The organism is Streptomyces sp. CB01373 (genome assembly GCF_002803075.1).
In the GTDB taxonomy this organism is placed as follows: domain Bacteria; phylum Actinomycetota; class Actinomycetes; order Streptomycetales; family Streptomycetaceae; genus Streptomyces.
This window is the reverse complement of sequence record NZ_NNBK01000016.1, coordinates 108796-134301: the sequence shown is the minus strand read 5'-3', so window position 1 is coordinate 134301 and position 25506 is coordinate 108796. Positions and strand designations below refer to the sequence as shown.

The following is a 25506-nucleotide window of genomic DNA, read 5'->3' as shown; positions in this document are numbered from 1 at the left end:
CGCCGCACGGCCGGAACGAGACGGCCCCGTCCCCGACCGGGGACGGGGCCGTGCGCGTACCACTCGGCGCTCCCACATGACCCTCGAAATCAGTTTTGAATGCGAGGAATGCGAAAAGGTCGCCGATCCGGGGCACTTCTCGCCGGTAGGGGCAGCGCGACGTCGAACAAGCGTGTAGCTTCCGGGGGCATGACGGGCGGCGTGCCGGGGGGCCGCCGCCCGGGCGGGATGCGGACATCCGTGGGGGGACTGGGGGGGCTTGATGGGAGTGCGGCTCATGGTGGTCGACGACCACCGGCTACTGGCCGAGGCGCTGGCCTCGGCGCTCAAGCTGCGCGGACACCGTGTGCTGGCCGCCACCGCGCCGGCCGCGGGCGCGGCGGATCTGGTGATCAGCCGCGCACCGGAGGTGTGCCTGCTGGGCACGGCGACACCGGCCGAGCCCGGCACCTTCGAGCCGGTGGTGAAGATCAAGCGGGAGCGTCCGCAGGTCGCGGTGATCGTGCTCGGCCCGGTTCCGTCCCCGCGCGGCATCGCGGCCGCCTTCGCCGCGGGGGCCTCGGGGTACGTACGCCACGACGAGCGCATCGAGGGCGTCGAGCGGGCGATCATCAAGGCGCGGGCGGGCGAGGCCGCCGTCGCCCCGCAACTGCTCCAGGGAGCCTTCGGCGAGTTGCTGAACCCCGCCGCCCCACCGGACGACGAGGGCCAGCGCCTTCTGCGGATGCTCACCCCGCGCGAGGTGGAGGTCCTGGTCCGGGTCGCCGAAGGCGAGGACACCCGGCTGATCGCGGCCGGTATGGGCATCGCCCCCAGCACGGCCAGGACCCATGTCCAGCGCGTCCTGATGAAGCTCGGGGTGGGCTCGCGACTGGAGGCGGCGGCCCTGGCGGCCCGCACCGGTCTGCTCGACCGGGCGGGCCCGCTGCGGTAGCCCCGTCGTCCGGCCCGGCTCTCCCGCGCCGGACGGGGGCGCCCGGGTCACCTGCTCTCTTGCGAGGAGGCCCGCCGTTCAAACGGCGCGTAGAGGTTCACACCGGCGATGAGGAGGGCCGCGAAGGCGAACAGGATCGAACTGAGCAGATGTGCGGACCTGTCGAAGCGCAGCAGCAGGAATGCGCCGATCCAGTACCCGTGCACGGTGTACGCGCCGTACTGGGCGCTGTTGGCGGCCATGCCGAGGATCTCGGTGGCGGCCAGGTTGGCGGAGATGAAGGCGGCGAACACCCAAATCGCTTCGTCGCGCGAACTGGTCCAGCGGGAACCTACGCCTCCGCGTTCACTGTTTGAACACTCTTGTTGGTGGGCTTTGTTGGATTGTGATGTAAAGCTGGCAGGTGAGGGTGTGGTGAGTTGTGACATGTTATGTTTGATTGTGTTGGGTGATTGGGTGCCGACGGGGGTGGGCTCGCGGACCGGTGGCCCGGGGACCAGTAGGGAGTCCGACAGTGAAGAAGACCTCGACCCGGCTGGCCGACGGTCGTGAGCTCATCTACTACGACCTGCGGGACGACACCGTGCGCGAGGCGGTGGACCGGCGTCCGCTGGAACGGACGGTCACCACCTCGGAGATCCGCCGGGACGCGCTGCTCGGTGACGCGGTCGCCGTCGCCTCCCACCGCCAGGGCCGCACCTACCATCCGCCGGCCGGCGAGTGCCCGCTGTGCCCCTCCGCCGGCGACCGCGTGAGCGAGATCCCCGACTCCTCCTACGACGTGGTGGTCTTCGAGAACCGCTTCCCCTCGCTGGCCGGCGACCTCGGCCGCTGCGAGGTCGTCTGCTTCACCTCCGACCACGACGCCTCGTTCGCCGACCTGAGCGAGCGGCAGGCGAGGCTGGTCCTGGACGCGTGGACGGACCGCACCGCGGAACTGTCCGCGCTTCCCGCCGTGAAGCAGGTGTTCTGCTTCGAGAACCGCGGCCCCGAGATCGGCGTCACGCTGGGCCACCCGCACGGCCAGATCTACGCCTATCCCTTCACCACCCCGCGCACCGCGCTGATGCTGCGCTCACTGGCGGCCCACCGGGAGGCCGCCGGCGGCGAGAACCTCTTCGACGCGGTCCTGGCACGGGAGTCGGCCGGCGAGCGGGTCGTCGTCGAGGGCGAGCACTGGGTGGCCTTCGTGCCGTACGCGGCGCACTGGCCCTACGAGGTCCACCTCTACCCCCGGCGCCGGGTCCCCGACCTGCTCGGACTCGACGAGGCCGCGCGCGCGGAGTTCCCCCGGATCCACCTCGATCTTTTGCGGCGCTTCGACCGGCTGTTCGGCGAGGGCGACCCGCCGACGCCGTACATCGCGGCCTGGCACCAGGCGCCGTTCGGCGCGCTGGACGAGTTCGACGGCGTCACGCGTGACGACTTCGCGCTCCACCTCGAGCTTTTCACCATCCGCCGCACTTCCGGCAAGCTGAAGTTCCTCGCGGGCTCCGAGTCCGGCATGAACGTGTTCATCAACGACGTGCCGCCGGAGCGCGCGGCGCGGCGACTGCGGGAGGTAGCGGGTTCATGAGCGGGAAGTACCTGGTGACGGGTGGCGCGGGCTACGTCGGCAGTGTGGTCGCCCAGCACCTCCTTGAGGCCGGTCACGAGGTCGTCGTGCTCGACAACCTCTCCACCGGCTTCCGCGAGGGCGTGCCCGCGGGCGCCTCCTTCGTCGAGGGCGACATCCGGGACGCCGCCAAGTGGCTGGACCCCTCCTTCGCCGGGGTGCTGCACTTCGCCGCCTTCTCACAGGTCGGCGAGTCGGTGGTGAGGCCGGAGAAGTACTGGGCCAACAACGTCGGCGGCACGATGGCCCTGCTCGCCGCGATGCGCGGGGCGGGCGTACGCACGCTGGTCTTCTCCTCCACGGCGGCGACCTACGGCGAGCCGGAGCAGGTGCCGGTCATCGAGACGGCCCCGACCCGGCCCACCAACCCCTACGGCGCCTCGAAACTCGCGGTCGACCACATGATCGCCGGCGAGGCGGCGGCCCACGGCCTGGGCGCGGTCTCGCTGCGCTACTTCAACGTGGCCGGCGCGTACGGCGCGTACGGCGAACGCCACGACCCCGAGTCGCACCTGATCCCGCTGGTCCTCCAGGTCGCCGAGGGCAGGCGGGAGGCGATCTCCGTCCACGGCGACGACTATCCGACCCCGGACGGCACCTGCGTGCGCGACTACATCCACGTGGCCGACCTCGCCGAGGCCCACCTGCTGGCGCTGGACGCCGCCCGGCCCGGCGAGCACCTGGTGTGCAACCTCGGCAACGGCAACGGCTTCTCCGTGCGCGAGGTCGTCGAGACAGTCCGCCGGGTCACCGGCCACTCCGTCCCCGAGGTCGTGGCCCCGCGCCGGGCAGGCGACCCGGCGGTCCTGGTCGCCTCGGCGGCCGCCGCCCGCGAAAAGCTCGGCTGGAACCCGTCCCGCACCGACCTCGCGGGTATCGTCGCGGATGCCTGGGAGTTCGCGCAGCACATCGCAAGGGAGCGGTAAGTGGGGGCACTTGAGGTCCGAGAAGGCTTCATCGAGTTGTACGGCGCCGAGCCGGAGGGGGTCTGGGCGGCGCCGGGCCGCGTCAACCTGATCGGCGAGCACACCGACTACAACGACGGCTTCGTGATGCCCTTCGCGCTGCCCCACGTGACGACGGCCGCGGTCGCGCGCCGCGACGACGGCGTACTGCGGCTGCACTCGGCGGACATGCCGGGAGGGCCGGTGGAACTACGGCTCGACGAGCTGGCCCCGGAGTCCGACCGCGGCTGGACCGCCTACCCCGCGGGCGTGGTCTGGGCCCTGCGCGAGGCGGGCCACGAGGTCACCGGCGCGGACGTCCACCTGACGTCGACGGTCCCCACGGGCGCCGGACTGTCCTCCTCCGCGGCCCTGGAGGTCGTGGTCGCCCTGGCCCTGAACGACCTCTACGCCCTGGGCCTGAAGGGCTGGCGGCTGGCCCGCCTGTGCCAGCGCGCCGAGAACGTCTACGTCGGCGCCCCGACCGGCATCATGGACCAGACCGCCTCGGCCTGCTGCGAGGCCGGCCACGCACTGTTCCTGGACACCCGGGACCTGTCCCAGCGTCAGATCCCCTTCGACCTGGCCGCCGAGGGCCTGCGCCTGCTGGTCGTCGACACCCGGGTCGAGCACGCTCACAGCGGCGGCGAGTACGGCCGCCGCCGCGCGGGCTGCGAGAAGGGCGCGGCCCTGCTGGGCGTGGACGCCCTGCGGGACATCCCCCACGACGGGCTGGACGCGGCGCTGGCCGACCTGGCCGGCGACGAGGAGGTGGCCCGGCTGGTCCGCCACGTCGTCACCGAGAACGCGCGGGCGGAACGGGTGGTGTCCCTCCTGGAGTCGGGCGACATCAGGGCGATCGGCCCGATCCTGACCGAGGGCCACGCCTCCCTGCGCGACGACTTCCGCGTCTCCTGCCCGGAACTGGACCTGGTCGTCGACACGGCCCTCGCCTCCGGCGCCCTGGGCGCCCGCATGACCGGCGGCGGCTTCGGCGGCTCGGCGATCGTCCTGACGGACACCGCGGACGTCCCCACTCTCACCAAGGCAATGGAAGAGGCCTTCACCAAGGCGGCCCACACACCCCCACGCGTCTTCGAGGCGGTCCCCGCGGCGGGCGCCCGCCGGCTGGCCTGACGCCCGCGACCGGATCTGTGCGGGCGGGCGGGCCCACAGATCCGGCACGCTGAGCAACAGTGGCCGCAACCAGTTGCCTCGGGCAGCCCGGGCGGGCTGTCGACGCCTGGGGTCTCTTCCGGCGGCCGGAGGATGATGTCGATGGAGGTTGACTGCAGTGCCGCCGTTAACATTCCGAGGGTGTGACGCCGTCTCTCAGACCTTCGATGAACATGGCGAACGCGCCTGTGCTCACGGTGAGTTCACGGCGAGCGGATATTTTGGAGTCACGTATGCCCACCCGCGTTACAGCGTGGGCCACCTCCACGCATTCATTGTTGGCAGCGCTGTAGCTGCTTTTCAACCAGTTTGCTGCCACGAGCCGTTCTGTGGTTGGCGTGGCGTTCATCGGGTGAGCTCCTCTCGTGCGGCGGCCAGCAGGTCCAGGCTGGCCGACGTGTCGACGACGTACTGCGCATCGCCCGGTCCCGGGAAGCCCGGCTCGGGGGCGTGCCGCTCCCCGCGTCCATGCCCTCGGCGGAGAGTGATCCCTTCAGTCCGCAGCAGTATTTCCACAGCATCGTGATCGACCTTCTGGTGACCGGCCTGCGCCGCACGGCTCCCGCGAAGATGAAGATCCGCCGGGAGATGACGGTCGTGCTGGACCGTCGCAACGGACCGGAGCCCGACATCTGTGTACGAACTCGACCCGCTGACCAAGACGTACGCCCTGACCGGCACCCACCGCGACCGGCTCAAGCTCGACGTGCCCTACGACATCGACATCGACATCAGCACGGAGGCGCTCGACGCGCTCTGAAGGCCGCCGTCCGCTCAGGGCAGCGGTTTGATCATGGTGTATTCGGTGATCCCCGGCGGGTAGTCGGGGATCGCGCAGACCACCTTGTAGTGGTGCCTGCGGTAGAAGCCCGGGGCCTGGAAGTCCCAGGTTTCCAGGCGGGCGGCGGTGCAGGCGCGGTCTCGGTGGGCGATGCGTTCGGCGCGGGCCAGGAGGCGGGAGCCGAGGCCCGTGCCACGGTGGGGGGCGTCGACCCAGAGGTGGGTCACGTGCAGCCAGGTCGCCCAGGTGTGGCCCACCAGGCCGCCCGCCAGTTCGCCGGAGTCGTTCAACGCCCAGAGGTGGAGGGGGACTTCCCGGGCGGCCGGGGTTCTGCGCAGGTCGGCGATGAACGGCGAGGCCGCGGTGTTCGTGTCGCGGAGGCGGGAGCGGAGCAGATCGCGGCGCTCTTTGTCGACTTCTGCCTCAATACGAAACATGCGGCACACCCTAAACGCGTCGGCTGGTCAGTTCTGCGAATTGCCTTCCCCTCCTGGCCGCCGCCCGTACTCTGATGAGCGGCACCGGTGGGGGCCGGTGCTGGTCAGGGGGCGAGAAGGCTCGGGCAGGACAGCGTCGGGCGCGGAGGCGGTCCGGTACGGCGAGTGCCGTCCGGCCCACTCGGCCCCGGACGTCGGGCCCGCGCCCTCGGCGTTCTCCGGCGCCGGGAGAGTCCCCTGCTCTGACCAGGAGCGTGGGGAAGGGGGTTTTCAGTGGTTCGTGTCCGAGTCCTGGTCGTCGACGACCACCGCATCTTCGCCGAGTCGCTCGCCGCAGCCCTGGCCGCCGAGCCCGACGTGGAGGTGTCCGCGGCCGGCTCCGGCCCGGCGGCGCTGCGCTGTCTGGAGCGGGCGGCCGCCGAGGGCCGCCGCTTCGACGTCGTGCTCGTCGACTCCGACCTCGGCGGCAACGTCCCCGCGGCCCGGCCCGCCGTTCCCGTGCGGGAGGGCGACGAGGACGGACTGGTGGACGGGATCTCCCTGGTCGCCGGAGTGCGGGCGGCCCAGCCCGGGGTGCGGACCGTGGTACTCGCCGAGAAGGACGACCCGCGCCGCGCGGCGCTCGCCCTACAGGCCGGTGCCTGCGGCTGGGTCGCCAAGGACTGCTCGCTGTCCCGGCTGCTCACGGTCATCCGCGGGGTCCTGCGCGACGAGACCCATCTGCCGCCCGCCCTGCTCACCGGCGTGCTGCGGGAGCTGACCGCCGCCCGCAAGCACCGCACCGAGAGCGAGCGCCTGGTGGAGTCGCTGACCCCGCGCGAGCGTGAGGTGCTGCGCTGCATGGTCGCGGGGCTGGGGCGCAAGGCCGTCGCCGAGCGGCTCTACCTGTCCCCGCACACCGTGCGCACCCATATGCAGAACGTCCTGGGCAAGCTCGGCGTGCACTCCACCCTGGCCGCCGTGGCCCTGGCCCGCCGGGCCGGGGTGGGACCGGCCGATCTGGGGCCCGCCGGGCGCATCGGGGTGGAGGAGAGCAGCAGCGCCTGACCAGGCGCCCCCCTCAGCCGGGGATGTTGTCGAACGGGGCGGTCAACTGGCGCAGCAGGCCGGCCAGTTCGCCGCGCTGCGCGGTCGACAGCTCGGCCAGCAGCGCGCGCTCCTGGTCCAGGAGCCCGGCCAGGGACCGGTCGGCGCGGTCCCGGCCCTCGTCCGTCAGCCGGACCAGCACCCCGCGCCGGTCGCTGGGGTCGGGAAGCCGCTCCACCAGGCCCTTCTTGGCCAGCCGGTCGATACGGTTCGTCATCGTGCCCGAGGTGACCAGCGTCTGGGTCAGCAACTGCCCGGGGGAGAGCTGGTACGGCGAGCCCGCGCGCCTGAGCGCCGTCAGGACGTCGAACTCCCAGGGCTCCAGGCTGTGCTCGGAGAAGGCCAGCCGGCGTGCGCGGTCCAGGTGCCGGGCCAGCCTGCTCACCCGGCTGAGCACCTCGAGCGGTTCCACGTCGAGGTCCGGGCGCTCCCGGCGCCATGCTGCGACCAGCCGATCGACCTCGTCCTCCATGGCGATCAGTGTAGTGGTTGTGTCGATGTGAAGTCTCTTGGCGTCAAGTGTCTTGACGTCGAGATAAATGTCGGAGGAGAGTGGTGGCGCAGCCGCCGACGACCACCCGCACCACGTCCCGCACCTCCTGGAGGCCGCCATGTCCGCCCAGAGTCCCGCCTGGGACCCCGCCCAGTACCTGCGCCACGCCGGACACCGGGCCCGCCCCTTCACCGACCTCGTCGCCCGTGTCCCCGCACTGCCCGGCGACCGGCCCCGCATCGCCGATCTCGGCTGCGGCCCCGGCAACGTCACCGCCCTGCTCGCGGACCGCTGGCCCACCGCGCACATCACCGGCTACGACAACTCACCGGAGATGCTCGACAAGGCCGTGGTCGACCACGAGGGCCCCACCGCCGGCGGCGGCCGCCTCGACTTCGAACCCGCCGACGCCCGCACCTGGACCCCCGGCGAGCCGTACGACCTGATCGTCAGCAACGCCACGCTCCAATGGGTGCCCGGCCACCCGGACCGCTTCGCCGACTGGGTGGCGGGGCTGCGCCCCGGCGGCACCTTCGCCTTCCAGGTCCCCGGCAACTTCTCCGCCCCCAGCCACCGGCTCATGCGCGAACTCGCCGGCTCCGCCCGCTGGCGCGACCGGCTCGGAGACACCCTGCGCCACGCGGACGCGGTGCTCGGCCCCGAGGCCTACCTGGAGCGGCTGACCGGCCTCGGCTGCGCGGCCGACGTCTGGGAGACCACGTACATCCACCTGCTGACCGGTGAGGACCCGGTCCTCGACTGGGTGAAGGGCACAGGGTTGCGGCCCGTGCTCACCGCACTCGGCGACGACCCGGCGGCCCGCGAGGAGTTCCTGGCCGAGTACCGCACCGCCCTGCGCGAGGCCTATCCGGCCGGACCGCACGGCACCCCGTTCCCCTTCCGCCGCGTCTTCGCGGTCGCCACCAAGGAGGCCTGAGGCATGCTCGCCGCCATCGACCACGTCCAGCTCGCCGCCCCGCCCGGTTCGGAGGACGAGCTGCGGGCGTACTACGCCGGGGTCCTCGGCATGACCGAGGTCCCGAAGCCGCCGGTACTGGCCGCGCGCGGCGGCTGCTGGTTCCAGGCCGGCGCCGTCCGGCTGCACCTGGGTGTCGAGCGGGACTTCCGCCCCGCCCGGAAGGCCCACCCGGGGCTCGGGGTGACGGGCATCGAGGCCTTCGCCGCCCGGCTCACGGCGCACGGCGCGAAGGTGGTGTGGGACGACGGCCTGCCGGGCCACAGGCGGTTCTACTCCGAGGACCCCGTCGGAAACCGCCTGGAGTTCCTGGAACCGCTCGCCCAGGACGTCTCCGTCCAGGGTCTTTCGTTTGGATCATGCCGGACACCGGCCTGATCCACCTGATCCAAACGAAAGACCCTAGGACTTGCGGTGCCCGATCAGCCGGGGCCGCGGCTCCAGCCCGTCAAGGCCGTGCCAGGCCAGGTTGACCAGGTGGGCGGCGACCTCCGCCTTCTTCGGGCGGCGCACGTCCAGCCACCACTGGCCGGTCAGGGCGACCATGCCGACCAGCGCCTGCGCGTACAGCGGGGCGAGCTTCGAATCGAAGCCGCGGGACTTGAACTCGCGGCCCAGGATGTCCTCCACCTGGGTGGCGATGTCGGAGATCAGGGACGCGAAGGACCCCGTCGACTGGGGGATGGGGGAGTCGCGGACCAGGATGCGGAAGCCGTCCGTGTTTTCCTCGATGTAGTCCAGCAGGGCGAACGCCGCCTGCTCGCACAGCTCGCGGGGGTGGCCCGCGGTCAGCGAGCCGGTCACCATGTCGAGGAGGCGCCGCATCTCGCGGTCGACCACGACCGCGTACAGGCCCTCCTTGCCGCCGAAGTGCTCGTACACCACCGGCTTGGACACCCCGGCCTTGGCCGCGATCTCCTCCACCGAGGTGCCCTCGAAACCCTTCGCCGCGAACAGCGTGCGACCGATCTCCAGCAGTTGCTGGCGGCGCTCGGCGCCGGTCATACGGGTACGGCGCGTGCGCCGCGGCTTTTCATTGCTGGAAGTGCTGGAGTCGGTCGCCACGCCGTCAATCATGCCGCCTCGGCGGTATTCCTCCGGCGCCGGGAGCCGCCCTGCTCGTCGTTGCGGCGGGAATCGATACGCGAGCGTGACGGCCAGCGCACGTCGTGGGCCCAGCCGAGCCGCTCGAACCAGCGGATGATCCGGGCCGAGGAGTCGATCTGCCCGCGCTCCACGCCGTGCCGGGCGGAGGTCGGGTCGGCGTGGTGCAGGTTGTGCCAGGACTCGCCGCAGGACAGGATCGCCAGCCACCACACGTTGCCGGAGCGGTCCCGCGACTTGAACGGGCGCTTGCCGACCGCGTGGCAGATGGAGTTGATCGACCAGGTCACGTGGTGCAGCAGCGCCACCCGGACGAGCGAGCCCCAGAAGAACGCGGTGAACGCGCCCCACCACGACATCGTGACCAGGCCGCCGATCAGCGCCGGCAGCAGCAGCGACACCACCGTCCACAGGATGAACTGACGGGAGATCGCCCGCAGGGTCCGGTCCTTGATCAGGTCCGGGGCGTACTTGTCCTGCGGCGTCTGCTCCTCGTCGAACATCCAGCCGATATGGGCCCACCACAGGCCCTTCAGCAGCGCCGGGACCGTCTCGCCGTACCGCCACGGGGAGTGCGGATCACCCTCGTGGTCGGAGAACTTGTGGTGCCTGCGATGGTCGGCGACCCAGCGGACCAGGGGTCCCTCGACCGCCATCGACCCGGCGATCGCCAGCGCGATCTTCAGGGGCCGCTTCGCCTTGAACGAGCCATGCGTGAAATGCCGGTGGAAGCCGATCGTGATGCCGTGACAGCCGAGGTAGTAGAAGAAGACCAGCAGGCCGAGGTCCAGCCAGCTCACCCCCCAGCCCCATGCCAGCGGCACCGCGGCGAGCAGTGCGAGGAACGGAACGGTGATGAAGAGCAGCAGCGTGATCTGCTCGATCGAACGCTTCTGCTCACCTCCAAGGGTGGCGGAGGCAAGAGAGGTGTCGGTCGCCTTCGGGGCGTCGTCGATCACATCGGAGCTTGTGGTCATGGGCGTCCCCTGTGGGGTCGGGAGTCGAGACGGGTCGTCGGGGTCAGGGAACCGGTCAGCTCCCTACGGTTCCGTAACCTACGGCGTCGTAAGTATGGCAGCGCGTCGCGCCGCGGCAAGAGCCCCTGGTCTGCGCGTCCCCCGCGACACCTAGACTTGGAGGCGGTCGGACAGCGCGGTCCGCTCTGAAGAATTCCTTCCCGGACACTCGGCCCGTAAGCGGCAGCCGCCGCGCGGCACCCGTCCGGGTCCCCTCCCAGACGTGCTTCAACCCGCAAGGAGCCGCACCTGTGAGCAGTGCCGACGACCAGACGACGACCAGCGCCGAGCTGCGTGCCGACATCCGCCGATTGGGTGACCTCCTCGGGGAGGCCCTCGTACGGCAGGAAGGCCCCGAACTCCTGGACCTCGTCGAGAAGGTCCGCCGCCTCACCCGGGAGGACGGTGAGGCCGCCGCCGAACTGCTGCGCGGTACCGAACTCGACACCGCGGCCAAGCTGGTCCGCGCCTTCTCCACCTACTTCCATCTGGCGAACGTGACCGAACAGGTGCACCGCGGACGCGAACTGCGCGCCCGGCGCGCCGCGGAGGGCGGACTGCTGGCCCGCACCGCCGACCGCCTCAAGGACGCCGACCCCGAGCACCTGCGGGAGACCGTCCGGCACCTCAACGTCCGCCCGGTGTTCACCGCCCACCCCACCGAGGCCGCCCGCCGCTCGGTGCTCAACAAGCTCCGGCGCATCGCCGCGCTCCTGGAGACCCCGGTCGCCGAGGCCGACCGCCGCCGCCTGGACACCCGGCTCGCCGAGAACATCGACCTCGTCTGGCAGACCGACGAACTCCGCGTGGTCCGCCCCGAGCCCGCCGACGAGTCCCGCAACGCCATCTACTACCTCGACGAACTCCACGCCGGCGCCGTCGGTGACGTCCTGGAGGACCTCACCGCGGAACTGGAGCGCGCCGGCGTCAAGCTGCCCGACGACACCCGCCCCCTCACCTTCGGCACCTGGATCGGCGGCGACCGCGACGGCAACCCCAACGTGACCCCCGAGGTCACCTGGGACGTGCTGATCCTCCAGCACGAGCACGGCATCAACGACGCCCTCGACATGATCGACGAGCTGCGCGGCTTCCTGTCCAACTCGATCCGCTACACCGGCGCCACCGACGCGCTGCTCCAGTCCCTCGGGACCGACCTGGAGAACCTGCCGGAGATCAGCCCCCGCTACAAGCGGCTCAACGCCGAGGAGCCCTACCGGCTCAAGGCCACCTGCATCCGCCAGAAGCTCGTCAACACCAAGCAGCGCCTGGCCACCGGCACCCCGCACGAGCCGGGACGCGACTACCTCGGCACCGCCGAACTCCTGGACGACCTGCGGATCATCCAGGAGTCCCTGCGCGAGAACCGCGGCGGCCTGTTCGCCGACGGCCGCCTGGGCCGCACCATCCGCACCCTGGCCGCCTTCGGCCTCCAGCTGGCCACCATGGACGTCCGCGAGCACGCCGACGCCCACCACCACGCCCTCGGTCAGCTGTTCGACCGGCTCGGCGAGGAGTCCTGGCGCTACGCCGACATGCCCCGCGAGTACCGCGCCAAGCTGCTCGCCAAGGAGCTGAGGTCCAGGCGGCCGCTCGGCCCGAGCCCGGCCCCCGTCGACGCGGCCGGCGCCAAGACCCTCGGCGTCTTCGAGACGGTCAAGCGGGCCCTGCGCGTCTTCGGGCCCGAGGTGATCGAGTCGTACATCATCTCCATGTGCCAGGGCGCCGACGACGTCTTCGCCGCCGCCGTCCTGGCCCGCGAGGCCGGACTCGTCGACCTGCACGCCGGCTGGGCGAAGATCGGCATCGTGCCGCTGCTGGAGACCACCGACGAGCTCAAGGCAGCCGACACCATCCTGGAGGACATGCTCTCCGACCCGTCCTACCGGCGCCTGGTCGCGCTGCGGGGCGATGTGCAGGAGGTCATGCTCGGCTACTCCGACTCCTCCAAGTTCGGCGGCATCACCACCAGCCAGTGGGAGATCCACCGCGCCCAGCGGCGCCTGCGCGACGTCGCCCACCGCTACGGCGTACGGCTGCGGCTCTTCCACGGCCGCGGCGGCACCGTCGGCCGCGGCGGCGGCCCCACCCACGACGCGATCCTCGCCCAGCCCTGGGGCACCCTGGAGGGCGAGATCAAGGTGACCGAGCAGGGCGAGGTCATCTCCGACAAGTACCTGATCCCGTCCCTGGCCCGGGAGAACCTGGAACTGACGCTCGCGGCGACCCTCCAGGCCTCCGCCCTGCACACCGCCCCGCGCCAGTCGGTGGAGGCGCTGGCCCGCTGGGACGCCGCGATGGACGTGGTGTCCGACGCCGCCCACGCCGCCTACCGCAGGCTCGTCGAGGACCCCGACCTGCCGGCGTACTTCTTCGCCTCCACCCCCGTGGACCAGCTCGCCGACCTGCACCTGGGCTCGCGGCCCTCGCGCCGCCCCGACTCCGGCGCCGGACTCGACGGACTGCGGGCCATCCCCTGGGTGTTCGGCTGGACCCAGTCCCGGCAGATCGTGCCCGGCTGGTTCGGCGTGGGCTCCGGCCTGAAGGCGCTGCGCGAGGCAGGCCTGCGGCTGGAAGGGGACACCGTGCTCGACGAGATGCACGGGCAGTGGCACTTCTTCCGCAACTTCATCTCCAACGTCGAGATGACCCTCGCCAAGACCGACCTGCGCATCGCGCAGCACTACGTCGACACCCTCGTCCCCGACGAGCTCAAGCACGTCTTCGACACCATCCGGGCCGAGCACGAGCTCACCGTGCGCGAGGTGCTGCGCGTCACCGGCGAGAGCGAACTCCTCGACGCCCAGCCCGTGCTCCGGCAGACCTTCGCCATCCGCGACGCCTACCTCGACCCGATCTCCTACCTCCAGGTCACCCTGCTCAAGCGGCAGCGCGACGCGGCGGCGGCCGGCCGGGAGCCGGACCCGCTGCTCTCCCGGGCCCTGTTGCTCACCGTCAACGGCGTGGCGGCCGGCCTGCGCAACACCGGCTGACCGGCACACGAATGCCCCCGGTCCCGTACGGAGATCCGTGCGGGACCGGGGGCACTTTCATGTCCTACGGCTCACAGCGCCACGAAGACCGCCGTCAGCAGCGCGATCCCGGAGCCCGCCAGCACCCACGCCGCCCGGGTCTGCCGCAGCCCGCCCGCCACGACCACCGAGGCCAGCAGCAGCGCACCGCCGAGCGGGGCCCACGCGTACAGGATCCCGGCGGGGCCCGAACGGACCACCTCGTCGGTCCCCGGTTTCACGACGACGCTGTAGGTCTGCCCCTTGCGCACCGCCACGGTGTGGTCGATCACCACCCGGTCGCGTGCCGTCGACCCCGTGGAGACCGGGGTGTAGGGCCCGGTGCACGTGTCGCCCTCGCACCGCGTCACCTCGATCGTGCCGTGCTCGCGTCCCTTGGTGAGCATCACGTACGGCGCGGTGTGCCAGGACGCCCACACGCCCGCGATGAGGATCAGCACCGTGACCGCGCCCATGGCCGCCACCCGGCCGAACCGGAGCGCGGTGTGGGAGGCCTGGCGGGAACGTCTTGCGGTGGCGGCAGGCATGGCCGGGATCATTGGCCATGTCGCTACGAGCGGTCAACTCCGGGGGTCGTCAGCCGGGGGACAAGTCAGGAGTTGTACGCGCTTTGCGCCCGTTCCAGACCCTCCGCCAGCAGACATTCCACCGAGTCCGCCGCCCGGTCCACGAAGTAGTCCAGTTCCTTGCGCTCGGCGGAGGAGAAGTCCTTGAGCACGAAGTCCGCCACCTGCATCCGGCCCGGCGGGCGCCCGATCCCGAACCGCACCCGGTGGTAGTCGGGACCCATCGCCTTCGTCATCGACTTCAGCCCGTTGTGGCCGTTGTCGCCGCCGCCCAGCTTCAGCCGCAGCACGCCGTAGTCGATGTCCAGTTCGTCGTGGACCGCCACGATGTTGCCGAGCGGCACCTTGTAGAAGTCGCGCAGCGCGTTCACCGGTCCGCCGGACAGGTTCATGAACGACATCGGCTTCACCAGGACCACCCGGCGGCTCTCCGGCCCGGGGGGACCGATCCGCCCCTCCACCACCTGGGCCTGCGCCTTGCCCGCCCGCTTGAACCGGCCCCCGATCCGGTCGGCCAGCAGATCCACCGTCATGAACCCGACGTTGTGCCGGTTCATGGCGTACTCCGGTCCGGGATTGCCGAGGCCGACGATCAGCCAGGGATCGTTCGCGGAGGTCGTCACGTCCATGTCTCCTCAATAGGCGTCATACGCGCCGGCCGCCGCCCCCCGAGGGAAGCGGCGGCCGGCGGGACGATGACGGTCGGGCTCAGGCCTGCGCGGCCTGTTCGCCTTCCTCGCCCGCCGGGGCCTCCTCGGCCTGCGCGGCCAGGACCTGCAGCACCACCGTGTCCTCGTCCACGGCCAGCTTCACACCGCTCGGCAGGGCGATGTCCTTGGCGTGGATCGCGGCACCGGCCGCCAGACCCTGTACGGAGACCGTGAGCTGGTCCGCGATGGTCGTGGCCTCGGCCTCGACCGGCAGCGCCGACAGGACGTGCTCCAGCAGGTTGCCGCCCGGGGCCAGCTCGCCCTCGGCGACGACGGGGATCTCGACGACGACGCGCTCGCCGCGCTTGACCATCAGCAGGTCCACGTGCACCAGGTGGCCCCTCAGCGGGTCGCGCTGCACGGCCTTCGGAATCGCCAGCTCGTTGGTCTTGCCGTCGATGTCCAGCGAGATCAGGACGTTGGGCGTACGCAGCGCCATCAGCAGCTCGTGACCCGGCAGCGTCAGGTGGATCGGCACCATGCCGTGCTCGTACAGCACACCGGGAACCTTGTTCTCACGGCGGACACGGCGGGCGGCACCCTTGCCGAACTCGGTGCGCGTCTCGGCGGCGAGCTTTACCTCGGACATGCTCTTCACTCCTCGTAGAGGTACACGGAAAACGGGCGGGGTCACCCGGCCACGAACGGCCTGCTACGAAGAGCGCGTCGATAACGGATCGCCGTACACGAGAACGAGTACGGCCTCCCTCGCCGAGCAACTGCAGCAGTCTACTCGGAGCGGGAGGCCGGACCCAAAACGATCTACGGGCCTGGTCGTTCCACAGGCCTGGTCGTCACTGCTCGTCGAACAGGCTCGTCACCGAGCCGTCCTCGAACACCTCGCGCACCGCGCGCGCGATCGTCGGCGCGATGGACAGCACCGTGATCTTGTCGAGTTCGAACTCGTTCGGCGTCGGCAGCGTGTCGGTGAACACGAACTCGCTCACCTTGGAGTTCTTCAGCCGGTCCGCCGCGGGACCCGACAGCACACCGTGCGTCGCCGTCACTATCACGTCGTCCGCGCCGTGCGCGAAAAGGGCGTCCGCCGCTGCGCAGATGGTGCCACCCGTGTCGATCATGTCGTCCACCAGGACGCAGATACGGCCCTTCACGTCACCGACGACCTCGTGCACGGTGACCTGGTTCGCCACGTCCTTGTCACGCCGCTTGTGCACGATCGCCAGCGGGGCGCCCAGCCGGTCGCACCAGCGGTCCGCCACCCGCACCCGGCCGGCGTCCGGGGAGACCACCGTCAGCTTCGAACGGTCCACCTTGTTGCCCACGTAGTCCGCCAGCAGCGGCAGCGCGAACAGGTGGTCCACCGGTCCGTCGAAGAAGCCCTGGATCTGGTCCGTGTGCAGATCCACGGTCAGGATGCGGTCGGCGCCCGCGGTCTTCATCAGATCCGCGATCAGACGCGCCGAGATCGGTTCACGTCCCCGGTGCTTCTTGTCCTGCCGCGCGTAACCGTAGAACGGGACGATGACCGTGATGGAACGGGCCGACGCACGCTTCAGCGCGTCGATCATGATCAACTGCTCCATGATCCACTTGTTGATCGGAGCAGTGTGGCTCTGGATCAGGAAGCAGTCCGCGCCGCGGGCCGACTCCTGATAACGCACGTAGATCTCGCCGTTCGCGAAGTCGAACGCTTTGGTCGGGACGACCCCGACACCCAGCTCGTGGGCGATTTCCTCGGCAAGCTCGGGGTGGGCGCGGCCGGAGAAGAACATCATCTTCTTCTCGCCGGTCGTCTTGATCCCGGTCACAGCAGTGTCTCCTCAGCGGGTGTTCGCAGCAGGGTGGGACGTGGGGACGTGTGCACTTATCACGGTACGCCGTCTTTGGCGTGCCGGTTTCCGGTCAGGCTCCGCTCTCCGGCTGTCCGGATGCGGCCTCGGCCGCCTTCGCCGCCGCGCTTCCGGGACGCTTGCGAGCCACCCAGCCCTCGATATTCCGCTGCTGGCCACGGGCCACGGCCAGCGAACCCGGCGGCACGCTCTTGGTGATCACGGACCCGGCGGCGGTGTAGGCGCCGTCCCCGATCGTGACGGGAGCCACAAACATGTTGTCCGAACCGGTCTTGCAGTGCGAGCCGACCGTCGTGTGGTGCTTGCTCTCCCCGTCGTAGTTCACGAACACGCTCGCCGCGCCGATGTTCGTGTACTCGCCGATGGTGGCGTCACCGACGTACGACAGGTGGGGAACCTTGGTGCCCTCGCCGATCGAGGCGTTCTTCGTCTCGACGTACGTGCCCACCTTCGACTTCGCCCCGAGCCGCGTACCCGGCCGCAGGTACGCGTACGGCCCCACGGAGGCCTGCGCGCCCACCACGGCGCCGTCGGACACCGTGTTGTCCACCCGCGCCCCCGGGCCGACCCGGGTGTCCGTCAGCCGGCTGTTGGGGCCCACCTCGCAGCCCTCGCCGAGCCGGGTCGTCCCGTGCAGTTGCGTGCCCGGGTGCACGACGACGTCCTGCTCGAAGGTCACCGTCACGTCGATCCAGGTGGTCGCCGGGTCGACGACCGTGACACCGGCGAGCATCGCGTCCGTCAGGAGGCGGTCGTTGAGGGTCCGTCGCGCCTCGGCGAGCTGCACGCGGTTGTTGATCCCGGCGATCTCCCGGTGGTCGCCGGCCACGCAGGCGCCGACCCGGTGCCCGGCCTCGCGCAGGATCCCGAGGACGTCGGTGAGGTACTCCTCGTGCTGGCTGTTGTTCGTCCGGACCTGGCCCAGCGCCTCGGCCAGCAGCCGCCCGTCGAACGCGAACACCCCGGAGTTGATCTCCCGGATCGCCCGCTGGTCCTCGGTGGCGTCCTTGTGCTCGACGATCGCGGTCACCGCGCCCGTACCGGAGTCGCGCACGATCCGGCCGTAACCGGTCGCGTCCGGGACCTGGGCGCTGAGCACGGTGACGGCGTTGCCGTCCTCCTGGTGCGCGGTGGCCAGCCGCTGGAGGGTCTCACCGGTGAGGAGGGGAGTGTCGCCGCAGACGACGATCACGGTCCCCTCGACGGGCCCGCCGAGCTCCTCGAGGCCCATCCGGACCGCGTGCCCGGTGCCCTTCTGCTTCTCCTGCACGGCGGTGCGGACCCCGGAGTCGGCCTCGGCCAGGTGCGCGGTCACCCGCTCCCGCGCGTGCCCGACCACGACGACCAGGTTCTCCGGCTTCAACTCGCGTGCGGCGGCGAGCACATGACCCACCAGTGACCGGCCGCAGATCTCATGCAGGACCTTCGGTGTGGCCGACTTCATACGGGTGCCCTCACCCGCTGCGAGAACGACGACGGCTGCCGGGCGAATGGCGCTCACGGGATGCCCTTCGGCTGTGGATGGGTGGGGGTGGACATCCGCAGGATACCGGGGCGGTTGTGGGGGGATATGAGAACGGGTCCGGCCCGTGAGGGCGGGACCCGGAATGAGACTTTCTGCGCCGGAGCTCCCCCGCAAGGATTCGAACCTTGTCCTGCTGGTACCAAAAACCAGTGTGCTGCCAGTTACACCACGGGGGACAGCGCTTCAGACCATACCGGAGACGTGCCCGGCTCAGGGCCACGATTCCGTTCCGCCCGCCCTAGGCGCCCCGGCCGCCGCCCGTAGGCTGGAGCCATGACCACGACGGGGGAAGACCACGAGGCGGTCCTGACCGGGCCGTGGTGGTGGGCGCGACGGCGCAGCGTGGCACTCGACGGGGGACTCGCGCTGGTGTCCGCCCTGGAGTGCGGGGCCGAGGGGGTGCCGTTCGCCCGGGACGCGGGGATTCCGGTGTCCCTGGGGATCGTGTTCGGGGTGGTGGCGGGGGCCGTGCTGCTCATCCGGCGGCGGTGGCCGATCGCCGTGGTGCTGGTGGCCATCGCCATCACGCCGGCCCAGATGGGCTTCCTGATGGGCATCGTGGGGCTGTACACCCTGGCCTCGTGCGAGCTGCCCCGCAGAGTGATCGCCGCGCTGGCCGGGATGTCCCTGGTCGGGACGATGATCGTGACGTTCGTGCGGGTGCACCAGGACATGGCGCGCGGGGACCTGACCCTCGGCAACTGGTTCGTGCCCTTCGCCGCGGTGACCACCTCGCTCGGCCTGACGGCGCCTCCTCTGCTTCTCGGCCTGTACGTCGGGGCCCGGCGGCGGCTGATGGAGAGCCTTCGGGAGCGGGCGGACAGCCTTGAGCGGGAGCTGCAGCTGCTCGCGGAGCGTGCGGAGGAGCGGGCCGAGTGGGCCCGCAACGAGGAGCGGACCCGGATCGCGCGGGAGATGCACGACGTGGTCGCGCACCGGGTGAGTCTGATGGTGGTCCATGCCGCCGCGTTGCAGGCCGTGGCCCGCAAGGACCCGGAGAAGGCGGTGAAGAACGCGGCCCTGGTGGGGGACATGGGGCGGCAGGCGCTGACCGAGCTGCGGGAGATGCTCGGGGTGCTGCGCAGCGCGGAGCCCGCCAAGACCCAGCCCCGGGCGTACGTGCCGGAGCAGGGTGTGTCCCGTGCGGCGGACGACGTGCCGCTCGCCGCGGTGGGGGCCGCCGCGGCGGCCGCGGCCTCCCGCGCCGCCGACGGTGTGCCCGAGGGGCCGTGCCTGTCGGAGCTGGACGAACTGGTCGGGCAGTCGGCGGCCGCCGGGATGCCCGTGGACCTCTCGGTGCACGGCACGGCCCGCTCGTACGCGGCGGAGGTCGAGCAGACGGCGTACCGCGTGGTGCAGGAGGCGCTGACCAACGTCCACAAGCACGCGGCGGGGGCGCAGACGTACGTGCGGCTGGCGCACCGGACGGCGGAGATCGCGATGCAGGTGGAGAACGAGCCGCCGCCCGAACCCGCCTCGGCGTCGGCTGCGGGGCTGCCGTCGGGCGGGAACGGGCTGCTCGGGATGCGGGAGCGGGTCGTCGCGCTGGGCGGAGTGTTCGTGTCGGGGCCGACGGACGCGGGGGGCTTCCGGGTCTCGGCGGTGATCCCGGCGTCGTAGCGGGCCCTTCCGGCCGGCGCGCGGTGAGCGGGTACGCACGCGTGCGTGTGCGTACGCGCGTGGGTGTGTACGAGTGCTCAGCCCGTGGTGAGCCGTACGGGTTCCGTGCCGGAGACGAGGGCCGACAGGGCCAGGTCGATGTCGGGGCCGAGGTACCAGTCGCCGGTGTGGTCGAGGGCGTAGACACGGCCTTCGGCGTCGATGGCGAGCAGGGACCGGCTGTCGGTCTCGGTGCCCAGCGGGCAGACCTCGGTGTCCAGGGCGCGGCCGAGGTCGCCGAGGGTGCGGGCCATGTGGAGGCCGTGCAGCGGGTCCAGATCGAGGACGGCGGGGGCGATCCGACGGCCGGGGCCGGTGGGCGAGACGCGCAGGCCGCCGAACTCCGCCCAGGCTTCGACGGCGGCGGGGAACACGGCGTGGTGGTGGCCGGCGGGCGAGAGGTGCTCGCGCAGGGCGTCGGCCCACATCTCGGCCTGTTTTATGTCCCAGCGCCCCGGCCGCCAGCCGGCGGCGCGCAGCGTGGTCTCGACGGGCCCGGGGAAGCGTGCGGCTCCTCCCCCGCTCTCGGCCTGCTGGGGGAAGGAGGCTCGGTCGGCGTGCATCTGCCCTTCGTTCGTGGGTCGTGCCGTGGCGGGTGGCGCCGTGGCGGGGTGCGGGTGGGGGGTTTCGCGGGGGCCGCGGCCGGGGTTTCCAGGCCGGTGGGTCAGCCCTTGCCGGTGGTGGGGTCGACGATGCGGACGCCGAAGTGGGCGCTGAGCGCGGTGCAGGACCGGCAGGGGCCGGCGAAGCTGCCGTGCAGGGGGTCGCCGTCCTCACGGATGCGGCGGGTGGTGAGCTTGGCGTGTTTCAGGCTCTTGCGGGCCTCGCCGTTGCTCATGGGTTTGCGGGCGGCACGTTTGCTGCGGGCCGCGTCGGCGGCGGTGATGTGCCGGGAGATCAGGATGGTCTCGGCGCAGCGGCCGGTGAAGCGGTCGCGCTGGGCGCTGGTGAGGGCGTCGAGGAAGTCCTGGACGAGGTGGTGCAGGGCCGGCGGCTCCTCGCCCCGGGCGGCGGTGCCGGTGAGGGTGGCGCCGCGCACCGAGAGCGCGGCGGCGACGGTCGGCAGGATGCCGTCGCGGCGGTGGCGGAGTGCCGGCGCGTGCGGTGCGTCGGCGCTGCTCCAGCCGACTCTTGGGTCTCCGGAAGCGCTCGTGTGCGGTCCCGTCTGCGTCGCGTTCATGATCGTCTTTCCCTCCCGTGCATCCCCCCGGAAACTCACAGAGTGCCAAATGGCGTGCCTGCTGCGGAAGCTGGGGCGGTGTGACACACCCCGTCCGGGGCAGTGCGTCACTGGAAGGTGACGGCTGGTCACGGCAGGGCCGGTTCGGCGGGTGGCGGCCCGGTGACCGGTGACGTCGTACCGCATAGGCTGTCGGCACGCCGCGGTGCGCGCGGTGGACGCGTTGGAGAGAAGTAGGGATACGGGCCTCGGCGGGCGGAGCAGCGAGCCGGTCGGCGTGGGCCGTACAGAGTGCCTCAGGGGGCAGCAGCCATGACGACAGGTCGGCTCGGGCTGGGGGTACCACCCGGCCGCCAGGCTGGGGGACAGGCCGTGACGCCGAACGCGGCCTATGCCGGGCAAATCGTGCACTTTCCGGATCCGGTCCGGACCGCGCGTCACCCGCGAGGGGTGCGGGTGGACGACCGCGGTTTCCCCGACTTCTCGCCCTACGCGCGGGCCGCGGTGGAGATCGCGGAGCCGCCGCAGGGGTTCGGGGTCGACGAACTGCGGCTGACGGACTACGTGTCGGCGAACGCGGCGATGGCGGCGTCGGGGCACGAACTGTGGGACACGGTGCCGAACGTGGCGACCCCGCACGGCTGGACGTGGCACCACGTGGCCGGCTCCCGGCGCCTGGAACTGGTCCCGGTGGAGGTGAAGGCGCTGCTGCGCCACCACGGCGGGATCGCGACCGCGAACGTCGACCAGAACAAGCGGGGCACCCGCCCGTTGCAGGAGACGAGGCCGGCGCACTTCCGGCTGCCGAAGTCGGGTGCGGCGGTGTCGGAGCAGCAGGTGCAGGGGGTCGAGGAGGACCTCGGGTACCGGTTGCCGGGCGCCTACCGCTCGTTCCTGAAGGCGGCGGGCGGCTGCGCGCCGGTCGGGACGGCCCTGGACGCGGAGTTGGGGCTGCTGGTCGACCAGCCGTTCTTCACGGTCCGTGAGGAGGCGGCGGTCAACGACCTGGTGTACGTCAACAAGTGCCTGCGCGACCACCTGACCAAGGACTACCTGGCCGTCGGCTTCGTCCAGGGCGGACTGCTCGCGGTGAAGGTGAGGGGCGAGCAGTCGGGTTCGGTGTGGTTCTGCGCGTACGACGACGCGCGGGACGTGGATCCGTCCTGGCCGCAGGCCGAGCGGGTGCAGCGGCTGCTGCTGCCGTGCGGTGATGACTTCGACGCGTTCCTTTCCCGGCTGGCGGGTTCGCCGCCGGAGTTGGAGACGGTGGCGAACCTGATGGTGGACGGCGGGTTCGCCCGTGCCGCGGCCGTCTCGTCGGTGGGGGAGTGAGTCGAGCGATGGTGACGTTCGCGCAGGCGCAGGAGCGCGCGGAAGAGTGGATCAACGGTGACGTGCCCGCGTACCAGCATCGCGAGGTGCGGGTACGGGAGTTCGAGCTGGGCTTCGTGGTGTGGGCCGAGGACCGCGAGGGCGGCCCGCGCCTGGACGGGGGCGCGCATCGGCTGGTGATCGCCCGGGACAGCGGGGAGGCCACGCTGTGGCCCGCGCTGCCGGTGGGCGAGGTGGTGCGCCGGTACGAGGAGGAGTACGGCCGGGTCGAGCCGGCCGCCGCCGCGGCCCCGCCGCCTCCGGCGCGGGTGGACCTGAACCAGACGTCCTTCCTGCTGACCCCGCCGGAGTGGCTTCAGGAGGCGGCGGACCGGATGGGCATTCCGGACCGCCGCGGTGAGTCCGGCACCGGGGGCGGCGCGATCGCCGCTGCCGCGTCGGCGGAGGCGGGCGGGAGTGGTCCGCTTCCTCGGACGCAGGCGGGCATGCCGGTGGGCGCCGGTGCGCCGGGTACGCCGGCGGGGGCGACCCCGTGGGCGGGCACGGACACCAACGCCGACACCGGGGACGACCGTTCCGTGCCGCTGCCGGCGACCGTGTTCGCGCCGCCGCTGAGCGGCTCCGACGACGACACCCCGCCGCCCGCCGCCCCGCCGGACGCCAAGACGGCGCTGATGGCGGGCGGCAGCGCACTCCCGCGCACGACCGTCGGACCGGCGGTCGCCGGTCCCAACGGGCCTGTTGTGCCGGGAAGTTCACCGGCCCAGGGCGGTCCGCTGGGCAGTACACCGCCGCCGTCCGGGGCGGCGGGCGGTGCCGGGTATCCGCAGGGGCCGGGCGTCCCGGTGGGTCCGGGTACGCCGCCTCCGCCGGGTGTGCCGGGTGGTGCGGAGTACGGGTATCCGCAGGGGCCGGGCGTCCCGGTGGTTCCGGGTGCGAGTACGCCGCCTCCGCCGCCGGGTGTGCCGGGTGGTGCGGAGTACGGGTATCCGCAGGGGCCGGGTGGGCCGGGCGTCCCGGTGGGTCCGGGTACGCCGCCTCCGCCGGTTCCGGGTGCGAGTACGCCGCCGCCTCCGCCGCCTCCGCCGGGTGTGCCGGGTGGTGCGGAGTACGGGTATCCGCACGGGCCGGGTGCCCCGGTGGCTCCGGGTACGCCTCCGCCTCCGCCGTCCGGGGCCGTGGGTGGCGCGGGTCACGGGTATCCGCAGGGGCCCGGTGGACCGGGCACTCCGCCGCGTCCGCCGGTTCCGGGCGCGCAGGCGCCCGGTGGTGGTGGCCCGCACGGGCGGCCGCCGCTCGCGCCCGACGCCGGTGACATCGCCGACGCCGCGACCAGCAAGGCGGCGCCTCCGCCCCGCCGTGGGGGCGGCGCGTCCACGCCTCCGCCGCCGGGTGCTCCGGGCGCGCCGGGTGCCCCGTCCACGCCGCCCCCGCCGGGCGCCACGAGCGGATACGTACCGACCCAGCTCGTGTCGTCGCTCGGCCCCGACGGGCCCGAGGGCCTCACCGGCCCGGGCGTGCCCGGCGGTACGCCTCCGGGCGGCGTCCACCACGCCGCCACGATGTTCGCCGACCCCGGCCAGAGCGGCGGGGGCGCCCCGCATCCGCCGGCCCCGCCCGGCGTTCCGGGCCCGCCCAAGCCGCCGGGTGCCTCCGGCGCGCAGCCGCCGCCCGGTGCTCCCGCGGCCCCGGGCGCCCCCGGCATGCCCGCCGCCCCCGGCGTGCCGGGAGTCGTGCACCACGCGGAGACGATGCTGGCCGCGCCGCCCCCGGGCGGCCCCCACATGCCTCCGCCGCCCCCGGGCGCTCCTGGTGTGCCGGGTGTGCCTCCGGGCACCCCGCCGCCGATGCCGCCGGGCGCGGTACCGCCGCCGGGCGTGCCGCCCGTGCCGGGTCAGGCCGTACCCGGTCAGCCGCTCATGCCCGGTCAGGTCATGCCCGGACAGCCACCCGTACCCGGGCAGCGCCCGCCTGCCTACGGTTACCCCCAGCAGGGGCAGCCGACCGTCGGGCCCGGCTATCAGGCCGTGTTGCGCTACCGCGCGCACGACGGCTCCGAGCAGCGGATGATCCGGCGCTCCGCGCCCGGTACGCCGCACCCGGAGTGGCAGATCTTCCACGAGCTGCGGGCCAAGAACGTGCCGCCGGACCGGGTCCTGGAGCTGCACACGGAGCTGGAGTCCTGCCAGTTGCCGGGCGCGTACTGCGCGCGGATGATCCGTGAGCAGTGGCCGCAGGCCCGCATCGCGTCCATCGCCCCGTACGGCACCGACCATGCGAGCCGTCAGCAGGGAATGCAGCAGCTGCTCGCCCACCAGGGCGAGTTGCACCAGGTGGCGGACGGCCCGGCCCGTCCGGGACCGGTGCGCGCGCCGCTGCCGCCGGTGCAGCCGGTGCCGCCGATCCCGCCGGAGGCGATCGCCTCGGAGCTCGCGGCGGCGTTCGGGCCGGGGATCTTCCGGTTCGAGCAGGCGGCGGTCTCCCGCCAGGGCGTGCCGCCGGTCGTGGCGCACACCCTGGTGGTGGCCGGTCTGCCCATGGACATGGGCCCGTTCTTCTGGGCGCAGGCCCAGCCGGGGCGCCCGGTGCCGACGCTGGCGGAACTGGCGGCCGAGCGCGGGGTGCAGCCCGCCTCGGACGCGGGTTCCTACCTCGTCATGGGCAGCGACTTCGGCAAGGCGATCTGCGTGCAGTACGGCACGGCGAACATCGTGGCGGTGCCCGTGGAGTCGGGTCCTGGCGGTGCGCCCGCGGCGCCGCAGTTCGTGAACACCGGCCTGCCGGAGTTCGCGCGCTGCCTGGCGCTGCTCGGCCGGATGTGGCGGCTGCGGTTCGGCCTGAACCAGGAGCAGGCGGGCCGCTGGACCGTCGACTTCCAGGCGCAGTTGGCCGCGCTCGACCCGGCGGCGCTCGGTTCGCCCGAGAGCTGGTGGTCGGTGCTGCTGGAGCAGATGTGGGACGGACTGCTCTGAGCGTGTGAGCGTTCGGCCCAGGGGCCGGACCCGGTCGTGCGACCGGGTCCGGCCCTTTTTGCGTTCACGGCCGACCGTCCGTTGCGCCCGGAGTGTCGCGTTATGAACATTTCCGGCCAATCCTCGAAGATGTCCGCGAAATCACCGCCGACGAAGA

At 72.1% G+C, this 25506-nt stretch carries 23 protein-coding genes, 1 tRNA gene and 2 pseudogenes; 12 read left to right on the top strand and 14 right to left on the bottom strand.

What is annotated here, in order from left to right; all coding sequences use genetic code 11:
* The first annotated feature begins 262 nt into the window (after positions 1 to 262).
* On the top strand, positions 263 to 934 hold the full coding sequence (locus tag CG719_RS25780; protein ID WP_100571068.1) for a helix-turn-helix transcriptional regulator: 672 nt from the start codon (positions 263 to 265) through the stop codon (positions 932 to 934).
* An 86-nt stretch (positions 935 to 1020) separates the two neighbouring features.
* On the opposite strand, the pseudogene CG719_RS25775 reads toward CG719_RS25780, so the two are convergent.
* Positions 1021 to 1251: pseudogene (locus tag CG719_RS25775) on the bottom strand (Na+/galactose cotransporter); the annotation flags it as partial.
* 197 nt (positions 1252 to 1448) lie between these two features.
* Here CG719_RS25775 and galT point away from each other — a divergent pair.
* From galT to galK, 3 genes are read left to right on the top strand one after another with little or no spacing between them, the layout of a single operon-like run.
* Entirely contained in the window at positions 1449 to 2510 is a 1062-nt protein-coding gene (gene galT, locus CG719_RS25770; protein WP_100571067.1) for a galactose-1-phosphate uridylyltransferase, read from the top strand.
* Entirely contained in the window at positions 2507 to 3475 is a 969-nt protein-coding gene (gene galE, locus CG719_RS25765; protein ID WP_100571066.1) for a UDP-glucose 4-epimerase GalE, read from the top strand. Before galT ends, galE begins: the two co-directional genes overlap by 4 nt.
* Complete coding sequence (gene galK / locus CG719_RS25760; protein ID WP_100571065.1) at positions 3476 to 4630, top strand: galactokinase; 1155 nt, start codon at positions 3476 to 3478, stop codon at positions 4628 to 4630.
* A 166-nt stretch (positions 4631 to 4796) separates the two neighbouring features.
* On the opposite strand, the gene CG719_RS25755 is transcribed toward galK, so the two are convergent.
* Positions 4797 to 5018: a DUF397 domain-containing protein gene (locus tag CG719_RS25755; protein WP_100571064.1), complete on the bottom strand. Its 222-nt coding sequence runs from the start codon at positions 5016 to 5018 to the stop codon at positions 4797 to 4799.
* Between the two features lie 146 nt (positions 5019 to 5164).
* On the opposite strand from CG719_RS25755, the pseudogene CG719_RS25750 reads away from it, so the two are divergent.
* A pseudogene (locus CG719_RS25750) lies at positions 5165 to 5429 on the top strand (hypothetical protein); the annotation flags it as partial.
* 14 nt (positions 5430 to 5443) lie between these two features.
* On the opposite strand, the gene CG719_RS25745 reads toward CG719_RS25750, so the two are convergent.
* Positions 5444 to 5887 (bottom strand): GNAT family N-acetyltransferase, encoded by a 444-nt coding sequence (locus tag CG719_RS25745; protein ID WP_100571063.1) that lies wholly within the window; start codon positions 5885 to 5887, stop codon positions 5444 to 5446.
* A gap of 273 nt (positions 5888 to 6160) precedes the next feature.
* Here CG719_RS25745 and CG719_RS25740 point away from each other — a divergent pair, with 273 nt between their 5' ends.
* Entirely contained in the window at positions 6161 to 6934 is a 774-nt protein-coding gene (locus CG719_RS25740; RefSeq protein ID WP_100571062.1) for a response regulator transcription factor, read from the top strand.
* Between the two features lie 13 nt (positions 6935 to 6947).
* Here CG719_RS25740 and tamR read toward each other — a convergent pair whose 3' ends face one another.
* Entirely contained in the window at positions 6948 to 7445 is a 498-nt protein-coding gene (tamR, locus tag CG719_RS25735) for a MarR family transcriptional regulator TamR (protein ID WP_100571061.1), read from the bottom strand.
* 139 nt (positions 7446 to 7584) lie between these two features.
* On the opposite strand from tamR, the gene CG719_RS25730 reads away from it, so the two are divergent.
* Positions 7585 to 8403, top strand: coding sequence for a trans-aconitate 2-methyltransferase (locus CG719_RS25730; RefSeq protein WP_100571138.1), 819 nt, complete (start codon positions 7585 to 7587; stop codon positions 8401 to 8403).
* A 3-nt stretch (positions 8404 to 8406) separates the two neighbouring features.
* Positions 8407 to 8820, top strand: coding sequence for a VOC family protein (locus tag CG719_RS25725; protein WP_100571060.1), 414 nt, complete (start codon positions 8407 to 8409; stop codon positions 8818 to 8820).
* Between the two features lie 24 nt (positions 8821 to 8844).
* On the opposite strand, the gene CG719_RS25720 is transcribed toward CG719_RS25725, so the two are convergent.
* Together CG719_RS25720 and CG719_RS25715 are read right to left on the bottom strand one after the other, a co-directional pair.
* On the bottom strand, positions 8845 to 9519 hold the full coding sequence (locus tag CG719_RS25720) for a TetR/AcrR family transcriptional regulator (protein ID WP_100571059.1): 675 nt from the start codon (positions 9517 to 9519) through the stop codon (positions 8845 to 8847).
* Positions 9516 to 10523, bottom strand: coding sequence for an acyl-CoA desaturase (locus tag CG719_RS25715; protein WP_100571058.1), 1008 nt, complete (start codon positions 10521 to 10523; stop codon positions 9516 to 9518). The genes CG719_RS25720 and CG719_RS25715 overlap by 4 nt, the downstream gene beginning before the upstream one ends.
* Positions 10524 to 10813: 290 nt before the next feature.
* On the opposite strand from CG719_RS25715, the gene ppc reads away from it, so the two are divergent.
* A complete protein-coding gene (gene ppc / locus CG719_RS25710; RefSeq protein WP_100571057.1) occupies positions 10814 to 13555 on the top strand; it encodes a phosphoenolpyruvate carboxylase in 2742 nt (913 codons plus the stop codon).
* A gap of 71 nt (positions 13556 to 13626) precedes the next feature.
* Here the strand turns inward: ppc and CG719_RS25705 are convergent, their stop codons facing one another.
* The 6 genes from CG719_RS25705 to CG719_RS25680 form a co-directional block, all read right to left on the bottom strand.
* Complete coding sequence (locus CG719_RS25705; protein WP_100571056.1) at positions 13627 to 14133, bottom strand: hypothetical protein; 507 nt, start codon at positions 14131 to 14133, stop codon at positions 13627 to 13629.
* 53 nt (positions 14134 to 14186) lie between these two features.
* Positions 14187 to 14789 carry an aminoacyl-tRNA hydrolase gene (gene pth / locus CG719_RS25700; protein WP_100571055.1) on the bottom strand — a complete coding sequence of 201 codons (603 nt, stop codon included), beginning with the start codon at positions 14787 to 14789 and terminating at the stop codon, positions 14187 to 14189.
* A 79-nt stretch (positions 14790 to 14868) separates the two neighbouring features.
* Positions 14869 to 15459, bottom strand: coding sequence for a 50S ribosomal protein L25/general stress protein Ctc (locus CG719_RS25695; protein ID WP_100571054.1), 591 nt, complete (start codon positions 15457 to 15459; stop codon positions 14869 to 14871).
* 205 nt (positions 15460 to 15664) lie between these two features.
* Positions 15665 to 16639, bottom strand: coding sequence for a ribose-phosphate diphosphokinase (locus CG719_RS25690; protein WP_100571053.1), 975 nt, complete (start codon positions 16637 to 16639; stop codon positions 15665 to 15667).
* Positions 16640 to 16733: 94 nt separating this feature from the next.
* Complete coding sequence (glmU, locus tag CG719_RS25685) at positions 16734 to 18182, bottom strand: bifunctional UDP-N-acetylglucosamine diphosphorylase/glucosamine-1-phosphate N-acetyltransferase GlmU (protein ID WP_100571052.1); 1449 nt, start codon at positions 18180 to 18182, stop codon at positions 16734 to 16736.
* Positions 18183 to 18309: 127 nt separating this feature from the next.
* Positions 18310 to 18382, bottom strand: a tRNA-Gln gene (locus tag CG719_RS25680).
* Positions 18383 to 18479: 97 nt separating this feature from the next.
* Between CG719_RS25680 and CG719_RS25675 the strand changes: the two genes are divergently transcribed.
* Positions 18480 to 19826, top strand: a complete 1347-nt coding sequence (locus tag CG719_RS25675; protein ID WP_100571051.1) for a sensor histidine kinase — start codon at positions 18480 to 18482, stop codon at positions 19824 to 19826.
* 77 nt (positions 19827 to 19903) lie between these two features.
* Here CG719_RS25675 and CG719_RS25670 read toward each other — a convergent pair whose 3' ends face one another.
* Both CG719_RS25670 and CG719_RS25665 read right to left on the bottom strand, forming a co-directional pair.
* Positions 19904 to 20428 (bottom strand): SUKH-3 domain-containing protein, encoded by a 525-nt coding sequence (locus CG719_RS25670; protein ID WP_100571050.1) that lies wholly within the window; start codon positions 20426 to 20428, stop codon positions 19904 to 19906.
* Between the two features lie 101 nt (positions 20429 to 20529).
* Complete coding sequence (locus tag CG719_RS25665) at positions 20530 to 21045, bottom strand: YwqJ-related putative deaminase (protein ID WP_100571049.1); 516 nt, start codon at positions 21043 to 21045, stop codon at positions 20530 to 20532.
* 312 nt (positions 21046 to 21357) lie between these two features.
* Between CG719_RS25665 and CG719_RS25660 the strand changes: the two genes are divergently transcribed.
* Positions 21358 to 22377, top strand: coding sequence for an SMI1/KNR4 family protein (locus CG719_RS25660; protein ID WP_100571048.1), 1020 nt, complete (start codon positions 21358 to 21360; stop codon positions 22375 to 22377).
* An 8-nt stretch (positions 22378 to 22385) separates the two neighbouring features.
* Positions 22386 to 25349: an SUKH-4 family immunity protein gene (locus CG719_RS25655; RefSeq protein WP_100571047.1), complete on the top strand. Its 2964-nt coding sequence runs from the start codon at positions 22386 to 22388 to the stop codon at positions 25347 to 25349.
* Positions 25350 to 25506: the final 157 nt, after the last annotated feature.

Bases quoted from the DNA above. Each gene is read 5' to 3' on its own strand.
- CG719_RS25780 (WP_100571068.1), top strand. From the start codon at position 263: ATGGGAGTGCGGCTCATGGTGGTCGACGACCACCGGCTACTGGCCGAG.
- galE (WP_100571066.1), top strand. From the start codon at position 2,507: ATGAGCGGGAAGTACCTGGTGACGGGTGGCGCGGGCTACGTCGGCAGT.
- CG719_RS25755 (WP_100571064.1), bottom strand. From the start codon at position 5,018: ATGAACGCCACGCCAACCACAGAACGGCTCGTGGCAGCAAACTGGTTG.
- CG719_RS25745 (WP_100571063.1), bottom strand. From the start codon at position 5,887: ATGTTTCGTATTGAGGCAGAAGTCGACAAAGAGCGCCGCGATCTGCTC.
- tamR (WP_100571061.1), bottom strand. From the start codon at position 7,445: ATGGAGGACGAGGTCGATCGGCTGGTCGCAGCATGGCGCCGGGAGCGC.
- CG719_RS25730 (WP_100571138.1), top strand. From the start codon at position 7,585: ATGTCCGCCCAGAGTCCCGCCTGGGACCCCGCCCAGTACCTGCGCCAC.
- CG719_RS25725 (WP_100571060.1), top strand. From the start codon at position 8,407: ATGCTCGCCGCCATCGACCACGTCCAGCTCGCCGCCCCGCCCGGTTCG.
- CG719_RS25720 (WP_100571059.1), bottom strand. From the start codon at position 9,519: ATGATTGACGGCGTGGCGACCGACTCCAGCACTTCCAGCAATGAAAAG.
- CG719_RS25715 (WP_100571058.1), bottom strand. From the start codon at position 10,523: ATGACCACAAGCTCCGATGTGATCGACGACGCCCCGAAGGCGACCGAC.
- CG719_RS25705 (WP_100571056.1), bottom strand. From the start codon at position 14,133: ATGATCCCGGCCATGCCTGCCGCCACCGCAAGACGTTCCCGCCAGGCC.
- pth (WP_100571055.1), bottom strand. From the start codon at position 14,789: ATGGACGTGACGACCTCCGCGAACGATCCCTGGCTGATCGTCGGCCTC.
- CG719_RS25695 (WP_100571054.1), bottom strand. From the start codon at position 15,459: ATGTCCGAGGTAAAGCTCGCCGCCGAGACGCGCACCGAGTTCGGCAAG.
- CG719_RS25675 (WP_100571051.1), top strand. From the start codon at position 18,480: ATGACCACGACGGGGGAAGACCACGAGGCGGTCCTGACCGGGCCGTGG.
- CG719_RS25670 (WP_100571050.1), bottom strand. From the start codon at position 20,428: ATGCACGCCGACCGAGCCTCCTTCCCCCAGCAGGCCGAGAGCGGGGGA.
- CG719_RS25665 (WP_100571049.1), bottom strand. From the start codon at position 21,045: ATGAACGCGACGCAGACGGGACCGCACACGAGCGCTTCCGGAGACCCA.
- CG719_RS25660 (WP_100571048.1), top strand. From the start codon at position 21,358: ATGACGACAGGTCGGCTCGGGCTGGGGGTACCACCCGGCCGCCAGGCT.
- CG719_RS25655 (WP_100571047.1), top strand. From the start codon at position 22,386: ATGGTGACGTTCGCGCAGGCGCAGGAGCGCGCGGAAGAGTGGATCAAC.